The following is a 16,312-nucleotide window of genomic DNA, read 5'->3' on the forward strand; positions in this document are numbered from 1 at the left end:
CGGTCAGCCCTTCAGGCGCGCCATCCACGCCTCGACCTCGACCGAGGTGCGGGGCAGCCCGTCCGACATGTTCCGGTTGCCGTCCTCGGTGACGAGGATGTCGTCCTCGATCCGGACACCGATGCCGCGGTACTCCTCGGGCACGGTCAGGTCGTCGGCCTGGAAGTAGAGCCCGGGCTCGACGGTCAGGCACATGCCCGGCTCCAGCGTGCCGTCCACGTACGCCTCGACGCGCGCGGCGGCGCAGTCGTGGACGTCCATGCCGAGCATGTGGCCGGTGCCGTGCAGGGTCCAGCGGCGCTGGAGTCCGAGCTCCAGGACGCGCTCGACAGGACCCTCCAGCAGGCCCCACTCGACGAGCTTCTCGGCCAGCACGTGCTGGGAGGCGTCGTGGAAGTCGCGGAACTTCGCGCCGGGCTTGACGGCGGCGATGCCGGCTTCCTGGGACTCGTAGACCGCGTCGTAGATCTTGCGCTGGATGTCGCTGTACGTGCCGTTGATCGGCAGCGTGCGCGTGACGTCGGCGGTGTAGAGGGAGTGCGTCTCCACACCGGCGTCGAGCAGCAGCAGGTCGCCGGAGCGGACGTCGCCGTCGTTGCGGACCCAGTGCAGGGTGCAGGCGTGCGGGCCGGCGGCGCAGATGGAGCCGTAGCCGACGTCGTTGCCCTCGACGCGGGCGCGCAGGAAGAAGGTGCCCTCGATGTAGCGCTCGGAGGTGGCCTCCGCCTTGTCGAGGACCTTCACGACGTCCTCGAAGCCGCGGACGGTGGAGTCGACGGCCTTCTGCAGCTCGCCGATCTCGAACGCGTCCTTCACGGCGCGGGCCTCGGAGAGGTAGACGCGCAGTTCCTCGTCGCGCTCGGCGGTGACCTTGTCGGTCAGGGCCTTCTCGATGCCTGCGTCGTGGCCGCGCACGGCGCGGACCGGGCCGGTGGCCTCGGTGAGCGCCTCGGCCAGCTCGCGGACGTCCTTGGCGGGGATGCCGAGGAGCTGCTCGGCCTCGGTGAGCGAGTGGCGCCGGCCGACCCACAGCTCGCCCTGGCCGGACAGCCAGAACTCGCCGTTCTCGCGGTTGGAGCGGGGCAGCAGGTAAATGGTGGCCGTGTGGCCGGTGTCGCCCGCGGGCTCCAGGACCAGGACGCCGTTCTCGGTCTGGTCACCGGTGAGGTACGCGTACTCGGTGGAGGCGCGGAAGGGGTACTCGGTGTCGTTCGAGCGGGTCTTCAGACGGCCCGCAGGGACGACGAGGCGCTCGCCGGGGAAGCGCGCGGACAGCGCGGCGCGGCGGGCGGCGGTGTGCTCGGCCTGGGCGATCGGCTCCAGACCGTGCAGCTCGGTGTCGGCCCAGCCGGTGCGCATGCTCTCGGCGAGTTCGTCGCTGACGCCCGGGTACAGCCCGTTCTTCCGCTGCTTGTGCGTCTTCTTGGGCTGCTCTTCTTCCGGGGTCTCCGGGGTGAGCTCGTCAGCCACGTCTTCTCCTCAGCTGCTACGACATGCAAGGACCGGGTGCGGACCTCATCCATCGTATGTGTGAGCGGAAGGCGCCCCGAGCGCTATGTGACAAATCAGTCAAAGCGGGCGGCCAACAGCACGATGTCCTCATCGGCGTCGGTCCCGGCGTCCACCTCCCCCTCGGGCAGCACCGTTCGCAGGATGTGGTCGCAGAGCGCGGCCGGGTCCTCGCGCACGCTACGGGGCACCCCGGCGGCCGCGGCGTGCAGCCGCGCGTACGCCCGGTCCATCGGGTCCCCGGTGCGCCGCAGCAGCCCGTCCGTGTACAGCAGCACCGTTTCTCCCGGTGCGGGCTCGACCTCCACGCTCGGGGCTTCCCAGCACGCCAGCATCCCCAGCGGCGCGGAGAGCGTGGTCTCCACGTACTCGGTGCGCCGCTCGCCGATCAGCAGCGGCGGGGTGTGGCCGGCCCCGGCCAGGATGATCTTCCGCTGTGCGGGCTCGCAGTAGGCGAAGAGCGCGGTCGCCGAGCGCGCCGGCTCGGTGAGCCGCAGCAGCAGCTCCAGGTCGGACAGGACCGCGACCGGGTCCTCGCCCTCCATGACGGCGTACGCGCGCAGCGACGCCCGCAGCCGCCCCATCGCGGCGACGGCGCTCGGGCCGGAGCCGGTGACCGAGCCGACGGCCAGCCCCAGCGCGCCCTCGGGCAGCGGCAGGGCGTCGTACCAGTCGCCGCCGCCGCGCGGGCCGGTGTGGTGGCGGGCGGCGAGCTGGACCCCGGTGATCCGGGGCAGCCGGCTGGGCAGCAGCTCCTCGGCGATGGTGGCCAGGCGCGAGCGCGAGCGCTCGATCTCCAGCATCCGGGCCAGGTGCTCGGCGCCGTGCCGCACGTACAGCCCGGCCAGGTCGCGCTGGCGGTCGCTGGGCTCGGCCTGTTCGTCGTAGAGCCAGACGGCCGCGCCCAGCCGCCCGGTGGCCTCGGCGGTCAGGGGGAGGGAGTAGCTCGCGGCGTAGCCGAGACGGGCGGCGACCTCGCGGTGGCGCGGGTCCACGGGGGTTGCGCAGTTCCCGGGCGCCGTGCCCGGTTCGGGCAGTACCTCGGAGCCGCCCCGGGCGTCGGGCAGCCCGTCGAGGATGCGGCCGTACGAGGTGGCGCTGCGCGGCACGGTCTCGATGTGGCCGAGGTCGGCGCGGCCGAGCCCCAGGCCGATCGTGGTGCTGGGACCGTGCCCGTCGGAGGGCTCCAGGACGATCAGGCCACGCCGGGCGCCGACGAGGGCGGCTCCGGCGCGCAGGAACTCCTGCAGCGAGGAGGTGAGGTCATCGGTGCGGGCGAGGCGCTCGGTGAGCTCGTGGAGGGTGGTGAGGTCGGAGACCATGCCCGCCAGCCGGTCCTGGATGAGCGTGCTCGCGGCGGGTGCCGGGGCAGGCGCGGGTGCCGGAGCGGGCGCGGTGCGTGTGGGCACGGGCGCCGCAGTGTGCGGGGATGTCGTAACCGCTGGATCGATTCCAGCCACTTTCGGCAGATGCGGGGCGCTCATGGCGTCCGCCTTTCCAGCTGGTGCGATTCGCCATATAGCATCGCAAACCCCCAGATCGTGCTGCGCCGCTATCAATGAATCCACATCTACACGCAGACGAGGAGCGATGTCCAGCATTGCCCAGGTGGGAATCCTGGTGTCTGTGGGACGACAACTCACTGTCCGGCCAAGGCTAGAACTTGGCCGGAAAAAGCCGGAAGCGGACGGTTTTTGCTGTCGACTGGACGGGCTGCTGAGTGGGTCCGGGTACGTAATCCGTGGTGCCCGGGGACAGTTGACGCAGCCCGGCACCCTTCGGGCACCTGCCGGGAACCGCCCGGCGCGGCCCGTCGTCCTAGGCGGCGGCAGCCGGTCCCGGCGCCGTCTCTGGTTGCGCGGACCGCCCCCGCAGGGGCCCCGCCGGACGTTCCATGGACCCGTAAGAAAACTGCACGAACCGTGTGAACCTGCTTCAGGCGGACAGTGACGCGAAACGTGTACGTGTGGTGAAACACCGCTTACATGGTGTGATGTGGCCCTCGACGTTCAACGGAAAGGAACGAGCGCTCATGCGCGAGATCCTCGGAAGGCGTCTCCAGCGGCTCCGCGATCGCTTGCAATCCCTGCGCCCCGCCCCCCGGCGGAGCGAGCCGTCGGCTCTCCCCCTCCTCGACGCGGCGCTGGCCTGCGCCACCACCTGGCAGTGGCCCGTTCTGCCGGGCGTCGGACGCTGCGGCACCGACAGCGCGCGGTGCGCCTGCCCGGATCCCGACTGCGTCGTGCCCGGCGCGCACCCCTTCGACCCCGGGCTGCTCGCGGCCACCACGGACCCCCGGATGGTGGCCTGGTGGTGGACCAACCGGCCCACCGCCTCCGTCCTGCTCGCCACCGGCGGGACCGCGCCGTGCGCGGTCAGCCTGCCCGCCGCGGCGGCCGCGCGGGCCGTCGCACGCCTGCACGCACAGGGCATGCTGCTCGGGCCGATCGTGGCGACCCCCACCCGGTGGTCGCTGCTGGTGGCGCCGTACTCCTTGGAACGGCTCGGCGAACTCCTCTACGCCAAGGATCACGTGCCCTCCTCGCTGCGCTTCCACGGTGAGGGCGGCTACCTGCTGCTGCCGCCCTCCACCGCGTCCGGCGGGGGCCAGGTGCGCTGGGAGCGGGAGCCCGCGGCGGCCGGGAGCGTCTGGCTGCCGGAGGTGGAGGCGGTCGTGGACGCGCTGGTCGAGGCGAGCACCGGGGCCTCCGGCGGCGGCAGCCGACTTGCGTACTGACGTGCGAGCCCGCGTGCGGAGTTGACGTACGGAGCACAGTCGGATCACTCGTACGGGTGCCAGCGGGACGAGTTTCCAAGGGAATTGGGCGCGGGGATCTCCGTGCCCCATTCCCGCGTCGCTATCTTCGGCGAATGAATCTCCGCTTGATCGGTATCGGCGCCGGTGTGCTGATCATCTTGTCGCTCCCGCTCGCCGGGGCGATCGCCGGACCGGATTTCGCCGGTCAGGGTGACGGAAAAGGAGGCGGGGTGCTCTCCTCCCTCGGGCTCGCCGACCCCGAGCCCGGCCGGTCCGCCCCGGAGCCGTCCCCGTCGGCGGCCGCACCGGAACCGGCCCGGCCGGGTCCGCCCGAGCAGCCCCGTACGGATTCCCGGTGCGGTCCCGAACTGTCCTCCCCGCAAGGGGTGGAGGCGCAGACCTGCATCCTGGTCGGCGAGGGCCAGACCTGGGGGCGCAGCTACTACCGCAACACGAGCGGGCGCGCCCTCGAAGCCGTGCTGACGGTCATGGGGCCGGCCGGGCGGACGGTGCAGATCCGCTGTGCGGTCGGCGCGGGTGACGAGCCGGGGCTGTGCGAGACGCCGAGGGAGGCCTCGGCGGGAGAACCGGACGGCTACTCGGCCGTAGCGGAGTTTGCAGTTCCGGATGATGAAGGGGCACTGCTACTGCGGTCCGGGAGCAACTCGCCGGCACCGGGCGACGGTTGAGCGCCACCGGAAATGGAAGGGCCCGGTCGCTGGCGACGGGGGATGCACCAGCGACCGGGCTACAAGAACGGTAACAAGAGATCGCCTGTTCGCAAATTCGATCTCTGATATTCAGACATCGATTTGCAGGCGATTAGCGGGAGTTGTGACACCCGTCACCGAACCCCCGGTGTGCGCCCGTCAGCTGAGCGTCACCTGGCGGTTGGTGAGCCCGCCGCGCGCCCGGCGCTCCTCCGTGGTCAGCGGGGAGTCCGTGGCCAGGGCCGTGGCCAGCCGCTCCGCGAACTCCGCCGCCGGCTTCTCCACGTCGTCGGCCGTGACGCCGGTGGGCAGGTCCCAGACGGGGACCATCAGGCCGTGCGCGCGGAAGGAACCGACGAGCTTGGTGCCCTCGCCGAGCGAGGACGTACCGGCCGCGTGCAGTCGCGCCAGGGCGTCGAGCAGCTTCTCCTCGGGGTGCGGCATGACCCAGCGCAGGTGGTTCTTGTCCGGCGTCTCGCACCAGTAGGCGGCGTCCACGCCCGCGAGCTTGACGGTCGGGATGGCGGCCGCGTTGGCGCGCTCCAGCGAGGCGGCGATCTCCGGGGAGGCGTTCTGGGCGCTCTCCGCATCCGGAATCCAGAATTCGAAGCCGCTGTGCACAACCGGCTCGAAAACGCCGTCCGTGTCGAGGAGCTCCTGAAGTCGGGGTCCCTCGGCGGGCACCCGGTGGGCCGCGACGGGGTTGCCCGGCTCCGTGGCGAGTGCGCGCTCCAGGGTGTCGGCCATGTCGCGGCCGAGGTCCCCGGTGGTCGAGTCGTTCTGGAGGCCGAGCAGGACGGAGCCGTCCTCGCGGCGCAGCGCCGGCCACGCCATCGGCAGCACGGTCACCAGCGTGACGGAGGGGACGCCTTCGGGCAGACCGCCCTTGAGGGTGAGCGGGACGGTGGCCGCGGGTACGAGCTCGCGCAGCGCCACCCAGTCGCACTCGCCCGGCAGTCCCTCGAAGGGGCGCCGCACGTGCTCGGTGACGGCGTGCGCGGCGGCTGCGCCGTGGCAGGCCTTGTAACGGCGCCCGGATCCGCAGGGGCAGGGCTCGCGAGCGCCCACCACAGGGATCTCCCCGTTGTTGAGCTGCGGCTTTGCAGACTTCGCTGCGGGGCGCTTCTTGGCCATCGTGGGTGTCTCCCGGTTGCGGCGGTACGGCGTTGTGTCTGGGCGCGAGCCTAGCCGTTCGTACCGCCGGAACCGGTGGGGTGCGGCCGGGAGCACGGTCGGCGTGCGCTCCCGGACGGCCGCTTGTGTACGGATGACCGGTACTGCTCGATATTGCTCGGATCCCGACTCAGGGATCGAGTTGATTCAGCGGGTCCAGTTGATTCAGTGGATCCAGCTGGTTCAGTTCGTCGAAGGCCGTGCTGAAGTCGATCGCCGGGGGCGCAACGCGCGTAGCGAAATCCTCGTGCCGGGGCCCACAGGCAACGATCACCCACACGGTGACCTCACCCGCCGCTCCGTCCCGGACACCCCAGTCCTGGGCCAGGGCGCTGATGATGTTCAGCCCCCGACCGCCCCGTGCGGTGACCGATGGCGTGGCCGGAACCGGGCGGGTCGGTCCGCCCCCGTCCGTGACCTCGACCGTCAGCCGTCCCGCCTTGTCGACGCGCCATGAGGCGCGTATCTCTCCGTCCCCGATCTCCCGCGCGCCCAGTGGTCTGCCGTGTCGGCAGGCATTGCTGAGCAGTTCGGAAAGGATCAGAACGGCGTCGTCAACGACCGATTCGGACACCCCGCTGATGCGCAACTGCTCGCGCATCCGGTGTCTCGCCTCGCCCACGCCCGCAGGACCATGGCGTACGTCCATGCACGACGACGTGGGCACTTCCTGTGCCACCACCAACGCCACCCCCGGAACCTCCTTAGCCCCACGCATGGTCTGGATGCCCCAATGGCCTGGACCGGAAACCGCCGGAGTGGAGCCCCCTGACGCATTCATGACGAGTGAATGCGGAGCGGATGCGCCGGAGCACACCCCGTAACGGACGGGGTGTGAGTGGTGGGTGCGCAAAAGGGGACGTCAGCGCCCCAGTTGTGACAGAACCTGGCGTGGTCTGTTCGTAATGATCGCCTCTACACCCAGATCAGCGCAGAGCTGAACGTCTTCTGGCTCGTTCACGGTCCACACGTGTACGGAGTGACCCGCGGCCTGAAGCTTGCGGATGAACCCGGGGTGGCTGCGCACGATCCGCATGCCCGGACCCGCGATCCGTACGCCGGCCGGCAGCCGCCCGTCGCGCATCCGGGGCGAGATGAACTGCATCAGGTACACGGTCGGGATCGTCGGCGCGGCCGCCCGCACGCGGTGCAGGGAGCGCGCGGAGAAACTCATCACCCGGACCGGGTGCGGCCCCTCGGCGGGCGGGGCGTCCAGGCCGAAGCGCTTGAGGAGGAAGAGCAGCCTTTCCTCCACCTGCCCGGCCCAGCGGGTCGGGTGCTTCGTCTCGATCGCCAGCTGCACCGGGCGGCCGGCGTCCGCGACCAGCTCCAGCAGCCGCTCCAGGGTGAGCACGGAGGTGCGCTCGGGGTCGGCGTCCCAGTCGGGGGACTCCTCGCGGTCCTTCCAGGAGCCGAAGTCGAGGGCGGCGAGATCGGCGAGCTCCAGGGCGGAGACGGCTCCGCGGCCGTTGGACGTGCGGTTCACCCTGCGGTCGTGGACCAGGACCAGATGGCCGTCGGCCGTCAGCCGGACATCGCATTCGAGGGCGTCGGCCCCGTCCTCGATGGCCTTGCGGTACGCGGCCAGGGTGTGTTCTGGGGCATCCTCCGAGGCGCCGCGGTGGGCGACGACCTGGATGGGGCGCGGCGTTGCGTGGGTCACCGGGTCATGGTGCCACCGAGAGGGCTCCCGGTGTCGTGCGGACCCTGCAGGCGCTTCTGCAGATGCGTCCGAAATGTCGGAGATAAAGGATGGGGGGAGATGCACAGGTCCGGCTTACAGTGCTCTGACGGGTCATGGGAAAGGCTTGCCCTGGAACTTGTACGGTGCGTCGAACGTTCAGTCGGACCGATATCGCCAGATTCACCTGAAGCCGTGTGTGACGAGGAGAGAGCGCTGTGAGCACCGAGAACGAGGGCACCGCGGCCCCGACGCCCCCCGCGGCCCCGCCCGTACCCCCGGTGGCCGCTCCTGCCCCCGAGGCGCCCGGACCCGCGCCGGTCGAACCGCCTGCCGTAGCCCCGGCCCCGGCGGTGGCCCCGGCTCCCGCGCCGGTCGCCCCGGCTCCGGTCCCTGCCGAGCCGGTGACGCAGCAGCTCCCGCCGGCGCCGGCGCCCGGTACCGAGCCGACGCAGCAGATTCCGCCCGCCCCGGCGTACGCCCAGCCCGCCGTGCCGCAGGCCCCCGCCGCGCCGCAGGCCTCCGCCCCGGCCGCGTACGGAGCCGGCGGCTGGCCGCCCCCTCCGCCGGCGGTTCCCGCGTACGGGGCCGGCGACGGCCAGGGCGGCGGCACCTGGGGCATGCCCCTGGGCGCCGACGGCGCCCCGCAGCCCAAGCAGAAGGGCAAGGGCGGCCTGGTCGCGGGCGTACTCGTGGCGGCCCTCCTCGCGGGCGGCGTCGGCGGTGGCGTCGGCTACTGGGCCGCGGACCGCAGCAGCAACGGCTCCGGCTCGACCACCATCAGCGCCAGCACCCCCAAGGACATCAAGCGCGAGCCCGGCTCCATCGCCGGCCTGGCCGCAGCCGCACTGCCCAGCGTGGTCACCATCGAGGCCTCGGCCGGCGACGGCGAGGGCGGCACCGGCACCGGCTTCGTCTACGACCAGCAGGGCCACATCCTCACCAACAACCACGTGGTGGCCTCCGCCGCCAACGGCGGCAAGCTCACCGCGACCTTCTCCGACGGCAAGAAGTACGACGCCGAGGTCGTCGGCAAGGCCCAGGGCTACGACGTCGCCGTCATCAAGCTGAAGACCCCGCCGGCCGGCCTCAAGCCGCTGCCGCTCGGCGACTCCGAGAAGGTCGCCGTCGGCGACTCGACCATCGCGATCGGCGCCCCCTTCGGCCTGTCCAACACGGTCACCACCGGCATCGTCAGCGCCAAGAACCGCCCGGTGGCCTCCGGTGACGGCTCCGGCGGCAAGAGCTCGTACATGAGCGCGCTGCAGACGGACGCCTCGATCAACCCGGGCAACTCCGGCGGCCCGCTGCTCGACGGGCGCGGCGCGGTCATCGGCATCAACTCCGCCATCCAGTCGGCCGGCAGCGGCGGCTTCGGCGGCGGCCAGGCCGGCTCGATCGGCCTCGGTTTCGCCATCCCGATCAACCAGGCGAAGAACGTGGCCGAGCAGCTGATCAAGACGGGCAAGCCGGTCTACCCGGTCATCTCGGTCTCCGTGGACCTCCAGTCCAAGGCCGAGGGCGCCAAGATCTCCGAGAGCGGCGCGGCCCCCAACGAGCTGGTCGACCCCAACGGCCCGGCCGGCAAGGCGGGCCTCAAGCCCGGCGACACCATCACCGAGTTCGGCGGCCGGCCGGTCGACAGCGGTCCGACCCTGATCAGCATGATCTGGACGTACAAGCCCGGCGACACGGTGAAGCTGACCTACCTGCGCGGTGGCAAGCCGACCACCGTGGACATCACCCTCGGCTCGCGGGTCGGCGACAAGTAGCCCGCAGGCCACGGGCGGCGATGGCCTGATGGAGAGGGGCCGTAGGCGGGATTCCACCTACGGCCCCTCCCAACGTCCGCTTATGCTTCACGGGTGTTCGATTCGCGGCACATCCGGACTTTCCACGAGGTGGTCGCCTCGGGGTCCTACTCGGCGGCCGCACGCGTCCTGGGGTACACCCAGCCGGCCATCACCCAGCAGATGAAGGCGCTCGAACGCGCTGTCGGCACCCCGCTGTTCACCCGCATCGGCCGCAGGATGCAGCTGACCGAGGCCGGCCAGTCCCTGGCCCGCCACGCCGAGTCCATCCTCGGCAGCCTCTCGGCCGCCGAGGCCCAGCTCAAGGCCTACGCCCGGCTGCGCACCGGCCGGGTCCGGCTCTGCGGCTTCCCCAGCGCCAACGTCACCCTCGTCCCCGAGGCCCTGAGCGGCCTGGCCAAGGACCACCCGGGCATCCAGGTGGAACTGCTGGAGGGGGAGCCCCCGGATTCGCTGCGCCGGCTGGAGCGCGGGGAGTGCGACATCACCCTGGCCTTCACCTATCCCGGGCTGCACGAGGAGATTCCGGACGAGGTCGCCGAGGTCAAGCTGCTGGAGGACCAGCTGACGGTGCTCCTGCCGACCGGGCACCCGCTGGCCCGGCGGCGGGCCGTGCACCTCGCGGACCTGGCCGAGGAGCGGTGGATCGCGGGCTGTCCGCGCTGCCGGGCGAACCTGCTGCACGAGTGCGCGGAGCTGGGCTTCGTACCCGACATCCGCTTCGCCACCGACGACAACCTCGTGGTGCAGAGCCTGGTCGCACAGGGCCTGGGCGTCGCCATGATGCCCGCGCTGGTCCTGCCCTCGCTCTCGCTGAGCCGGGTGTGCGGACGGCCCCTGCAGCCCGCCTCCCGCCGGCACATCGCCGCCTACGTGTACCGCGACCATCTGCGGATACCGGCGACGGCCGTGGTGCTGGACGTACTGAAACAGGTGGCGGCGAACCGGGTCGGCTGCTGAGCCGCGCCCCACCAACACATAAGCCGAGCTTGGGAATTCCGGTCAGAACTGTCGTTGGACGTGATGGGTCAGCGGCAGGACGCTGCCCATATGACCACCACCACGCCGGCCCGTACGACCGCGAGGATGGCCGCCCTCGTCAGTGAGATCCGCACGGTAGTGGACCGGGGGCTGGCCCCCGACCTGACCGCCTACCTGGTCGGCGAGCGCCTCGCGCCGCATCTGGGTGCGCCCGACCTCCTTACCGAGGCGCAGCAGGAGGGCGCTGCCGACCGGTACCGGCAGCACATCCTGCACGCCGAATCCGACGGCAGCTTCTCGGTGGTCGCACTGGTGTGGCTGCCCGGGCAGGAGACCTGCATCCACGACCACGTGTCCTGGTGCGTGGCCGGGGTGCACCAGGGCGAGGAGAGCGAACGGCGCTACCGGCTCGCGCCCGGGGCGGCATCCGCCCGGCTGGTCGCCACCGAGGACGTGGTCAACGCCCAGGGCGAGGTCTGTGGATTCGCCCCGCCCGGCGACATACACAAGGTGCGCAACTCCTGTCGCACCAAGGCGATATCGATCCACGTCTACGGAGCCGACGTCTCCCGGCTCGGCACCAGCATCCGCCGCGTCTACACCCACCCCGTCGACAGCCGCGGCTGATGGCCCTCCTCAACCGCCCGCAGGGCGCGTCGGTCCGGCATGTTTCACGTGAAACATCGTCCCAGTGGCCCGGGTTGGCGCTGGCGGCCGCAGGCGTCCTCGCGGCCTGGTGCGTGCACCGGCTGGTCCCGGCCGTGCCGATGCTGACGGCATCGGTGCTGCTGGGCATCACCGTGGCCCATGTCCCGCGTCTACGGGTCTTCGTACGGGGAACCGCCCGCCCGGGGCTCTCCCTGGCCGGGCGGCGGCTGATGCGGATCGGCATCGTCCTGCTGGGTCTCGCGCTCGGCCTGGACCAGGTGCTCGAACTGGGCTGGGCCACGGTGGCGATGGTGGCGGTGGTGGTCGCGGCCACCTTCTTCGGCACGCTCTGGCTCGGCCGGAGGCTCGGACTCCCCGGGGATCAGCCGCTGTTGATCGCCACCGGGTACTCGATCTGCGGAGCCTCTGCCATCGGGGCGGTGAGCGAGGTGTCCGGGAGCGACGAGGAGGACGTGGCCTCTTCGGTCGCGCTGGTCACCCTGTGCGGGACGCTCGCCATCGCGGTGCTGCCCCTGCTGCAAGGGCCGCTCGGACTCTCGGACCCGGCCTTCGGGCGGTGGGTGGGCGCGAGTGTCCACGACGTCGGCCAGGTGGTGGCCACCGCCCAGACCGCCGGGCCGGGTGCACTTGGCGAGGCGGTGCTGGTCAAGCTGATGCGGGTGGCGCTGCTGGCCCCGCTGGTCGCGGCGGTGGCCTTCTCCGTACGGGCCCGGCGTCGCGGGGTGCGGACGGCCTCGGGACGCCGGCCGGCTCCGGTGCCGCTGTTCGTGGCCGGGTTCCTGGCGGCGGCCGCGGTACGGGCGACCGGGGTACTGCCCGACGTGGCGCTGGAGTGGTCGCACACCGCACAGGAGGTACTGCTCGGGGCGGCCCTGTTCGGTCTCGGCAGCGCCGTGCACCTGCCCACACTGGCCCGGACCGGGGGCCGGGCCGCGGTACTGGGGCTGGGGGCCTGGGCGGTGGTGGCCGGCGTCTCGTACGCGGGGGTGCTGCTGACGGTATGACCGGGGGACGGAGGGGAGTTGGCCAAATCCTGGCCTGAACCGACCGAACGTTCCGACCGGCTCCTGACATCTGCTCCCGCGCGTGCCACTCTGCTGCCGATCCGCACCGACAGCTCTTCACCCCCACCCTGTCCGGGTCCGACGGGACCCGGGTACGGCAGAAGGAGTCATGCGTGAATCGTCATCGCACGGCAGCATCGGTCCTCCTGGCGGCGAGCGCCCTGATCGCGGGCGCGCTGACGGCGGCCGGCCCCGCGGCGGCCGCCCCCACCCCCGACAGCCCGGCGTCGTTCAAGCAGCACCACACCCAGGGCTTCTGGACCGCCGAGCGGATGCGCGGAGCCACCCCGCTCGACGTCACGGCGGCCCCCCGGACGCTGCGTACGACAGCCCCGGCGACGGTGGCCACCCCCACGAAGATCCCGCCGACGGCAGCGTCCGTGTCGGCGTCGTCGGCGGGATCGTCGGCCGCGTCTCCCACGGCGTTCCCGCAGGCGGGCGGCGCCTGGACGGGCGGCGGGGCGGTGGTGAAGACCTCCGGCCGGGTCTTCTTCACCATGGGTGACAGGACGGCGTCCTGTTCCGGCGACTCCGTGACCAGCGCCAACGGCAGCACGGTGATGACCGCCGGGCACTGCGTGAAGTACCAGGGCGCCTGGCACACCAACTGGGTCTTCGTCCCCGCCTACAACAACGGGAACGCGCCCTACGGCCAGTGGTCGGCCACGAAGACCCTGACGACCGACCAGTGGGCGGCGAGCGAGGACATGAACATGGACGTCGGCCTCGCCGTCGTCGCCCCGCTGAACGGCCAGAAGCTCAGCCAGGTCGTCGGTGCGCAGGGCATCGCGTTCAACGGCGGCTACAACAAGAAGATGTACTCCTTCGGCTTCCCCGCGGCGGCGCCCTACGACGGCACCAAGCTCGTCTACTGCAGCGGCAACAGCGGCAAGGACTTCCTGCTGACCAAGGACCACAGCCTGGCCTGCAACATGACCGGAGGCTCCAGCGGCGGCCCCTGGTTCCAGGACTTCAACGAGGCGACGGGCCTGGGCACCCAGGTCTCGGTGAACAGCTTCGGCTACACCTTCCTGCCCAACCGCATGTACGGCCCGTACTTCGGCAACGAGGCGAAGGCGGCGTACGACAAGGCGCAGATCTCCTGACTCCGGAGCCCGGACCGGCGGGGCGGCGCATCCACGCCGCCCCGTCGGCCGCCGGGGGCTACCGCAGCGGGATCCTCGGCACGCGTTCGGGATGCCCGGCCACGATGGCCGCGATGTGGTCCCCGGACACCTGGTCGTCGCCCTCCTCGGTGGTGAAGTAGTCGCTGTGCCCGATGGGGCCGGTCGGGAACCGTTCGGCGCCGAACGCCTTGCTGGCCGGATCCTTGCCGAACGCGATGTCGTCGTCCCCGATGTCGAACACCTGGCCGGCCAGGTCGATCCGCCTCTCCGCGTCCGGTCTCCCGCCGAACAGCCCTGCTGCCGCCGCGAGGTTCTGCTCATCGGGCGAAGGGAGCTTGGTGACGATGTCCTCGTCCGAGGACCCGACGAACACCTGGCCCTTCGGCACCCGCAGATCGGCGGCATCGTCGACGCCCACGCCGGGACTGCCCACCAGGACGATGTTGTCGACGCTCGGGATCCCGCCGGGGCGCTGCTGGCTCGCCTCGCCGATGACCAGCGATCCGTACGAATGCCCGATGGCCGTGATGTTGGGGCCCGCATAGGTACTGGTGGCGCCGATTCCCTCCATGAAGGAGTTGAAGGCCGGAGCCGCCTGCTCGGCCAGCTCCGTGCCGGATACGTCGCCCACGGCCGACCACGAGGGACCCCGGACCTGTGGGGTGTCGTAGCCCAGCCAGGCGATGGTGGAGGTGGTGGTGTTCGGGTCCACGGTGGCCGCCTCCACGGCGATCTGCTTGGCGCGGTTCAGGTCTCCGCTCACGAAGCTCGTGTCCAGCCGGGTGTTGGTGCCGGGCACGTACACGCCGACGTTCTGGGACGTGTCGGGGTTGTTGAAGGCGACGGCCGCCCGCCCGTTGCCCTCCGCGCTGACGGCCAGCAGGAACATCGGCGGCTCCGAACCCTCGTTCAGCTTCTGCTGGATCCTGAGCAGGCCATCGATCTTGGTCGCCGCACTGGGGTCCCCGACCGCTTGCAGCTTGGCGATGAGGATCGGCAGGTAGGCGCGGTTCGCCTCGTCGCGTGTGGCGGAGGGGATGCCGTCGAGGTTGCCGATGATCTCCGGGTAGAGCGCGAGGTACTGGTTGCGCTGCTCCTGGGTGAGCTTGTCCCACCAAACCCGGCGTTCGTTGGGGGACTTGCCCCGGGGGATGTCGTCCCGCAGGACGTCATTGGCCGCGCGCTGAAGGAACCACTGGTCTCCCGCCACGTCCCGCCAGGTGCTCTGGTCGATGTCGAGGCCGCTCTCTGCCTTGAGCTTGCGCATCGAGGCCGCGTACATCCCGTCGGCAGCGCTCGCGGCCTCCAGAGACCGGGCTATGCGGTCGGCGATCTCGCGGGCCTTCAGCGCGTACGGGTTCTTCGCGTCCTTGCGCCGCTCGAACTCGCCGAAGAGACCCGTGGCCGTCGTTCCCTCGCGGATGCCCGGCGGTTCCCCCTCGGCACCGGGCTCGGCGGGGGTGTAGGCGGGGTAGCTGACGCTGCCGTCGTCGTGCACGGTCAGTCCGCCGGCCTGTGCCTCCTGCAGTGCCTGCGTCAGCCATCTCTGGGGTCCGGTCAGCTCTTCGACCAGGCCGTTCAGGGCGGCCTGGACGAGTCCCGCCTCGGTGTGGACGTACTGGAAGTTGTTCCGCAGCCGGTCCAGCTGCCTGTACGCCCCCTTCGCGGCCTCGCTCCGCTGCGTGTCGCGGAGCGGGTTGATCATCCGCGCGACCACCTCGTCCCGGGCCGCACGTGCCCGGTTGCTGACCTCGGCCCATCCCTGGGCCGCTTCGGTGAGCTCCGACAGGCGCAGATCCCGTAGATCGGGCAGGGACACCATCCCGGTCAGCCTTCCTTCCGGTGCTCGATCCTGCGGAACTGACGGCCGATCGCGCCGTCGAGCTCGCCCTGTGCCTGGGCGACGCCCTTGAGGATGGCGGAAAGGCCCGAGCACTCACCGCGTACGGCCTTGATCCGCTCCTCCCAGGAGGCCTTCACCCCGTCGAGGGCGATCGCCGTGGCCAGTCCGCGGGCGCCCGCTGCCACTCCCTCGTGGGAGGACGCGAGCCTGGCCAGACCCGCGTCCATGCTCACTTGCAGGTCGGAGGCGACGAGCGCGGCGATCGTCCAGGGCCCCGCGCTGTGCTGGAGCACTTCGCCCCCCGGCAGGGGGTCGGCCGGGGCCGCCCCCGGGGCCACTTGCTGCCATTTCTCCGGAAGTTCCTTCGCCATACGGCGGTCCACCCCTCATCGAACGCAGGTTCAGGCGTGCGCACGGAAGCTACCGACAAAGTTCCAGCTGCGGAGGGAAATCGCCAGACCCCGGCCACCCGCCGCGGCCCGGTACTCTGTACCGGCCAGGTGGGTTGCCCGAGCGGCCTAAGGGAACGGTCTTGAAAACCGTCGTGGCGCGAGTCACCGTGGGTTCAAATCCCACACCCACCGCCACAGGTCAGAGAACGCGCTGATCAGAAGGGGCGTCCCGAGAACGGGGCGCCCCTTCGTCATGGGTCGTGTCTCACCTTGGACCGCCCCTGTACCGCTTTAGATCATTACTTGTGGACCAGGCGTGGACCACGGTCCTCTGATCCGCAGGCCACCGACCTGCGCTTCTGAGTGGCGAGCGAATCGCCCGGGGCTTGCCTGCCATGGATGATCAGTTGGTTGCCGGTCGCTCGGCAATGGCGCGTCGCGCTGCCTCCACCAGGTCGCCATGCAGGTCGCCGAGCTGCTTGCAGCGCCGGTCCTCCTCAGCCTCGGGCTTTCACGAGGTGGGCTGTCCGAAGCGTGATCGAAAACGCGAGAAGTGCTCCTGACCTGCAACGATAGGACTTGTCGAGGGTCCAG

General features: G+C 71.2%; 13 protein-coding genes, 1 tRNA gene and 1 pseudogene. 8 read left to right on the forward strand and 7 right to left on the reverse strand.

Annotation, left to right across the window (positions count from 1 at the left end; all coding sequences use genetic code 11):
• Positions 1–3: 3 nt before the first annotated feature.
• Both AB0M99_RS30225 and AB0M99_RS30230 read right to left on the reverse strand, forming a co-directional pair.
• Positions 4–1,470: an aminopeptidase P family protein gene (locus tag AB0M99_RS30225; RefSeq protein WP_365926009.1), complete on the reverse strand. Its 1,467-nt coding sequence runs from the start codon at positions 1,468–1,470 to the stop codon at positions 4–6.
• A 95-nt stretch (positions 1,471–1,565) separates the two neighbouring features.
• Positions 1,566–3,110, reverse strand: coding sequence for a PP2C family protein-serine/threonine phosphatase (locus AB0M99_RS30230; protein WP_365926011.1), 1,545 nt, complete (start codon positions 3,108–3,110; stop codon positions 1,566–1,568).
• 431 nt (positions 3,111–3,541) lie between these two features.
• On the opposite strand from AB0M99_RS30230, the gene AB0M99_RS30235 reads away from it, so the two are divergent.
• Positions 3,542–4,246 (forward strand): bifunctional DNA primase/polymerase, encoded by a 705-nt coding sequence (locus AB0M99_RS30235; protein ID WP_365926013.1) that lies wholly within the window; start codon positions 3,542–3,544, stop codon positions 4,244–4,246.
• A 134-nt stretch (positions 4,247–4,380) separates the two neighbouring features.
• A complete protein-coding gene (locus AB0M99_RS30240) occupies positions 4,381–4,956 on the forward strand; it encodes a hypothetical protein (protein WP_365926015.1) in 576 nt (191 codons plus the stop codon).
• 180 nt (positions 4,957–5,136) lie between these two features.
• Here AB0M99_RS30240 and AB0M99_RS30245 read toward each other — a convergent pair whose 3' ends face one another.
• The 3 genes and pseudogenes from AB0M99_RS30245 to AB0M99_RS30255 form a co-directional block, all read right to left on the reverse strand.
• Positions 5,137–6,111 (reverse strand): DUF5926 family protein, encoded by a 975-nt coding sequence (locus AB0M99_RS30245; protein ID WP_365926017.1) that lies wholly within the window; start codon positions 6,109–6,111, stop codon positions 5,137–5,139.
• A 169-nt stretch (positions 6,112–6,280) separates the two neighbouring features.
• Positions 6,281–6,927 (reverse strand): annotated as a pseudogene (locus AB0M99_RS30250) (ATP-binding protein).
• A gap of 85 nt (positions 6,928–7,012) precedes the next feature.
• Positions 7,013–7,813, reverse strand: coding sequence for a glycerophosphodiester phosphodiesterase (locus tag AB0M99_RS30255; RefSeq protein ID WP_365926019.1), 801 nt, complete (start codon positions 7,811–7,813; stop codon positions 7,013–7,015).
• Positions 7,814–8,049: 236 nt separating this feature from the next.
• Between AB0M99_RS30255 and AB0M99_RS30260 the strand changes: the two genes are divergently transcribed.
• From AB0M99_RS30260 to AB0M99_RS30280, 5 genes are all read left to right on the forward strand, one after another.
• Complete coding sequence (locus AB0M99_RS30260) at positions 8,050–9,603, forward strand: trypsin-like peptidase domain-containing protein (protein WP_365926021.1); 1,554 nt, start codon at positions 8,050–8,052, stop codon at positions 9,601–9,603.
• Positions 9,604–9,696: 93 nt separating this feature from the next.
• A complete protein-coding gene (locus AB0M99_RS30265; RefSeq protein ID WP_365926023.1) occupies positions 9,697–10,602 on the forward strand; it encodes a LysR family transcriptional regulator in 906 nt (301 codons plus the stop codon).
• Positions 10,603–10,692: 90 nt separating this feature from the next.
• On the forward strand, positions 10,693–11,250 hold the full coding sequence (locus AB0M99_RS30270; protein ID WP_365926025.1) for a cysteine dioxygenase family protein: 558 nt from the start codon (positions 10,693–10,695) through the stop codon (positions 11,248–11,250).
• On the forward strand, positions 11,250–12,296 hold the full coding sequence (locus AB0M99_RS30275) for a putative sulfate exporter family transporter (protein WP_365926027.1): 1,047 nt from the start codon (positions 11,250–11,252) through the stop codon (positions 12,294–12,296). Before AB0M99_RS30270 ends, AB0M99_RS30275 begins: the two co-directional genes overlap by 1 nt.
• A 173-nt stretch (positions 12,297–12,469) precedes the next feature.
• Positions 12,470–13,462: a peptidase gene (locus AB0M99_RS30280; RefSeq protein WP_365926029.1), complete on the forward strand. Its 993-nt coding sequence runs from the start codon at positions 12,470–12,472 to the stop codon at positions 13,460–13,462.
• A gap of 58 nt (positions 13,463–13,520) precedes the next feature.
• On the opposite strand, the gene AB0M99_RS30285 is transcribed toward AB0M99_RS30280, so the two are convergent.
• Together AB0M99_RS30285 and AB0M99_RS30290 are read right to left on the reverse strand one after the other, a co-directional pair.
• On the reverse strand, positions 13,521–15,305 hold the full coding sequence (locus tag AB0M99_RS30285) for an alpha/beta hydrolase (RefSeq protein ID WP_365926031.1): 1,785 nt from the start codon (positions 15,303–15,305) through the stop codon (positions 13,521–13,523).
• A 5-nt stretch (positions 15,306–15,310) separates the two neighbouring features.
• On the reverse strand, positions 15,311–15,697 hold the full coding sequence (locus AB0M99_RS30290) for a hypothetical protein (protein ID WP_365926033.1): 387 nt from the start codon (positions 15,695–15,697) through the stop codon (positions 15,311–15,313).
• Positions 15,698–15,825: 128 nt separating this feature from the next.
• Between AB0M99_RS30290 and AB0M99_RS30295 the strand changes: the two genes are divergently transcribed.
• Positions 15,826–15,913: transfer RNA gene (locus tag AB0M99_RS30295), tRNA-Ser, on the forward strand.
• The last annotated feature ends 399 nt before the right edge of the window (positions 15,914–16,312 follow it).

This window comes from Streptomyces sp. NPDC051183, from assembly GCF_040682455.1.
GTDB lineage: Bacteria > Actinomycetota > Actinomycetes > Streptomycetales > Streptomycetaceae > Streptomyces.

Coding starts and splice junctions, on each gene's coding strand:
- AB0M99_RS30275 (WP_365926027.1), top strand. CDS start 11,250: ATGGCCCTCCTCAACCGCCCGCAGGGCGCGTCGGTCCGGCATGTTTCA.
- AB0M99_RS30290 (WP_365926033.1), bottom strand. CDS start 15,697: ATGGCGAAGGAACTTCCGGAGAAATGGCAGCAAGTGGCCCCGGGGGCG.
- AB0M99_RS30230 (WP_365926011.1), bottom strand. CDS start 3,110: ATGCTGGACATCGCTCCTCGTCTGCGTGTAGATGTGGATTCATTGATA.
- AB0M99_RS30245 (WP_365926017.1), bottom strand. CDS start 6,111: ATGGCCAAGAAGCGCCCCGCAGCGAAGTCTGCAAAGCCGCAGCTCAAC.
- AB0M99_RS30285 (WP_365926031.1), bottom strand. CDS start 15,305: ATGGTGTCCCTGCCCGATCTACGGGATCTGCGCCTGTCGGAGCTCACC.
- AB0M99_RS30235 (WP_365926013.1), top strand. CDS start 3,542: ATGCGCGAGATCCTCGGAAGGCGTCTCCAGCGGCTCCGCGATCGCTTG.
- AB0M99_RS30270 (WP_365926025.1), top strand. CDS start 10,693: ATGACCACCACCACGCCGGCCCGTACGACCGCGAGGATGGCCGCCCTC.
- AB0M99_RS30240 (WP_365926015.1), top strand. CDS start 4,381: ATGAATCTCCGCTTGATCGGTATCGGCGCCGGTGTGCTGATCATCTTG.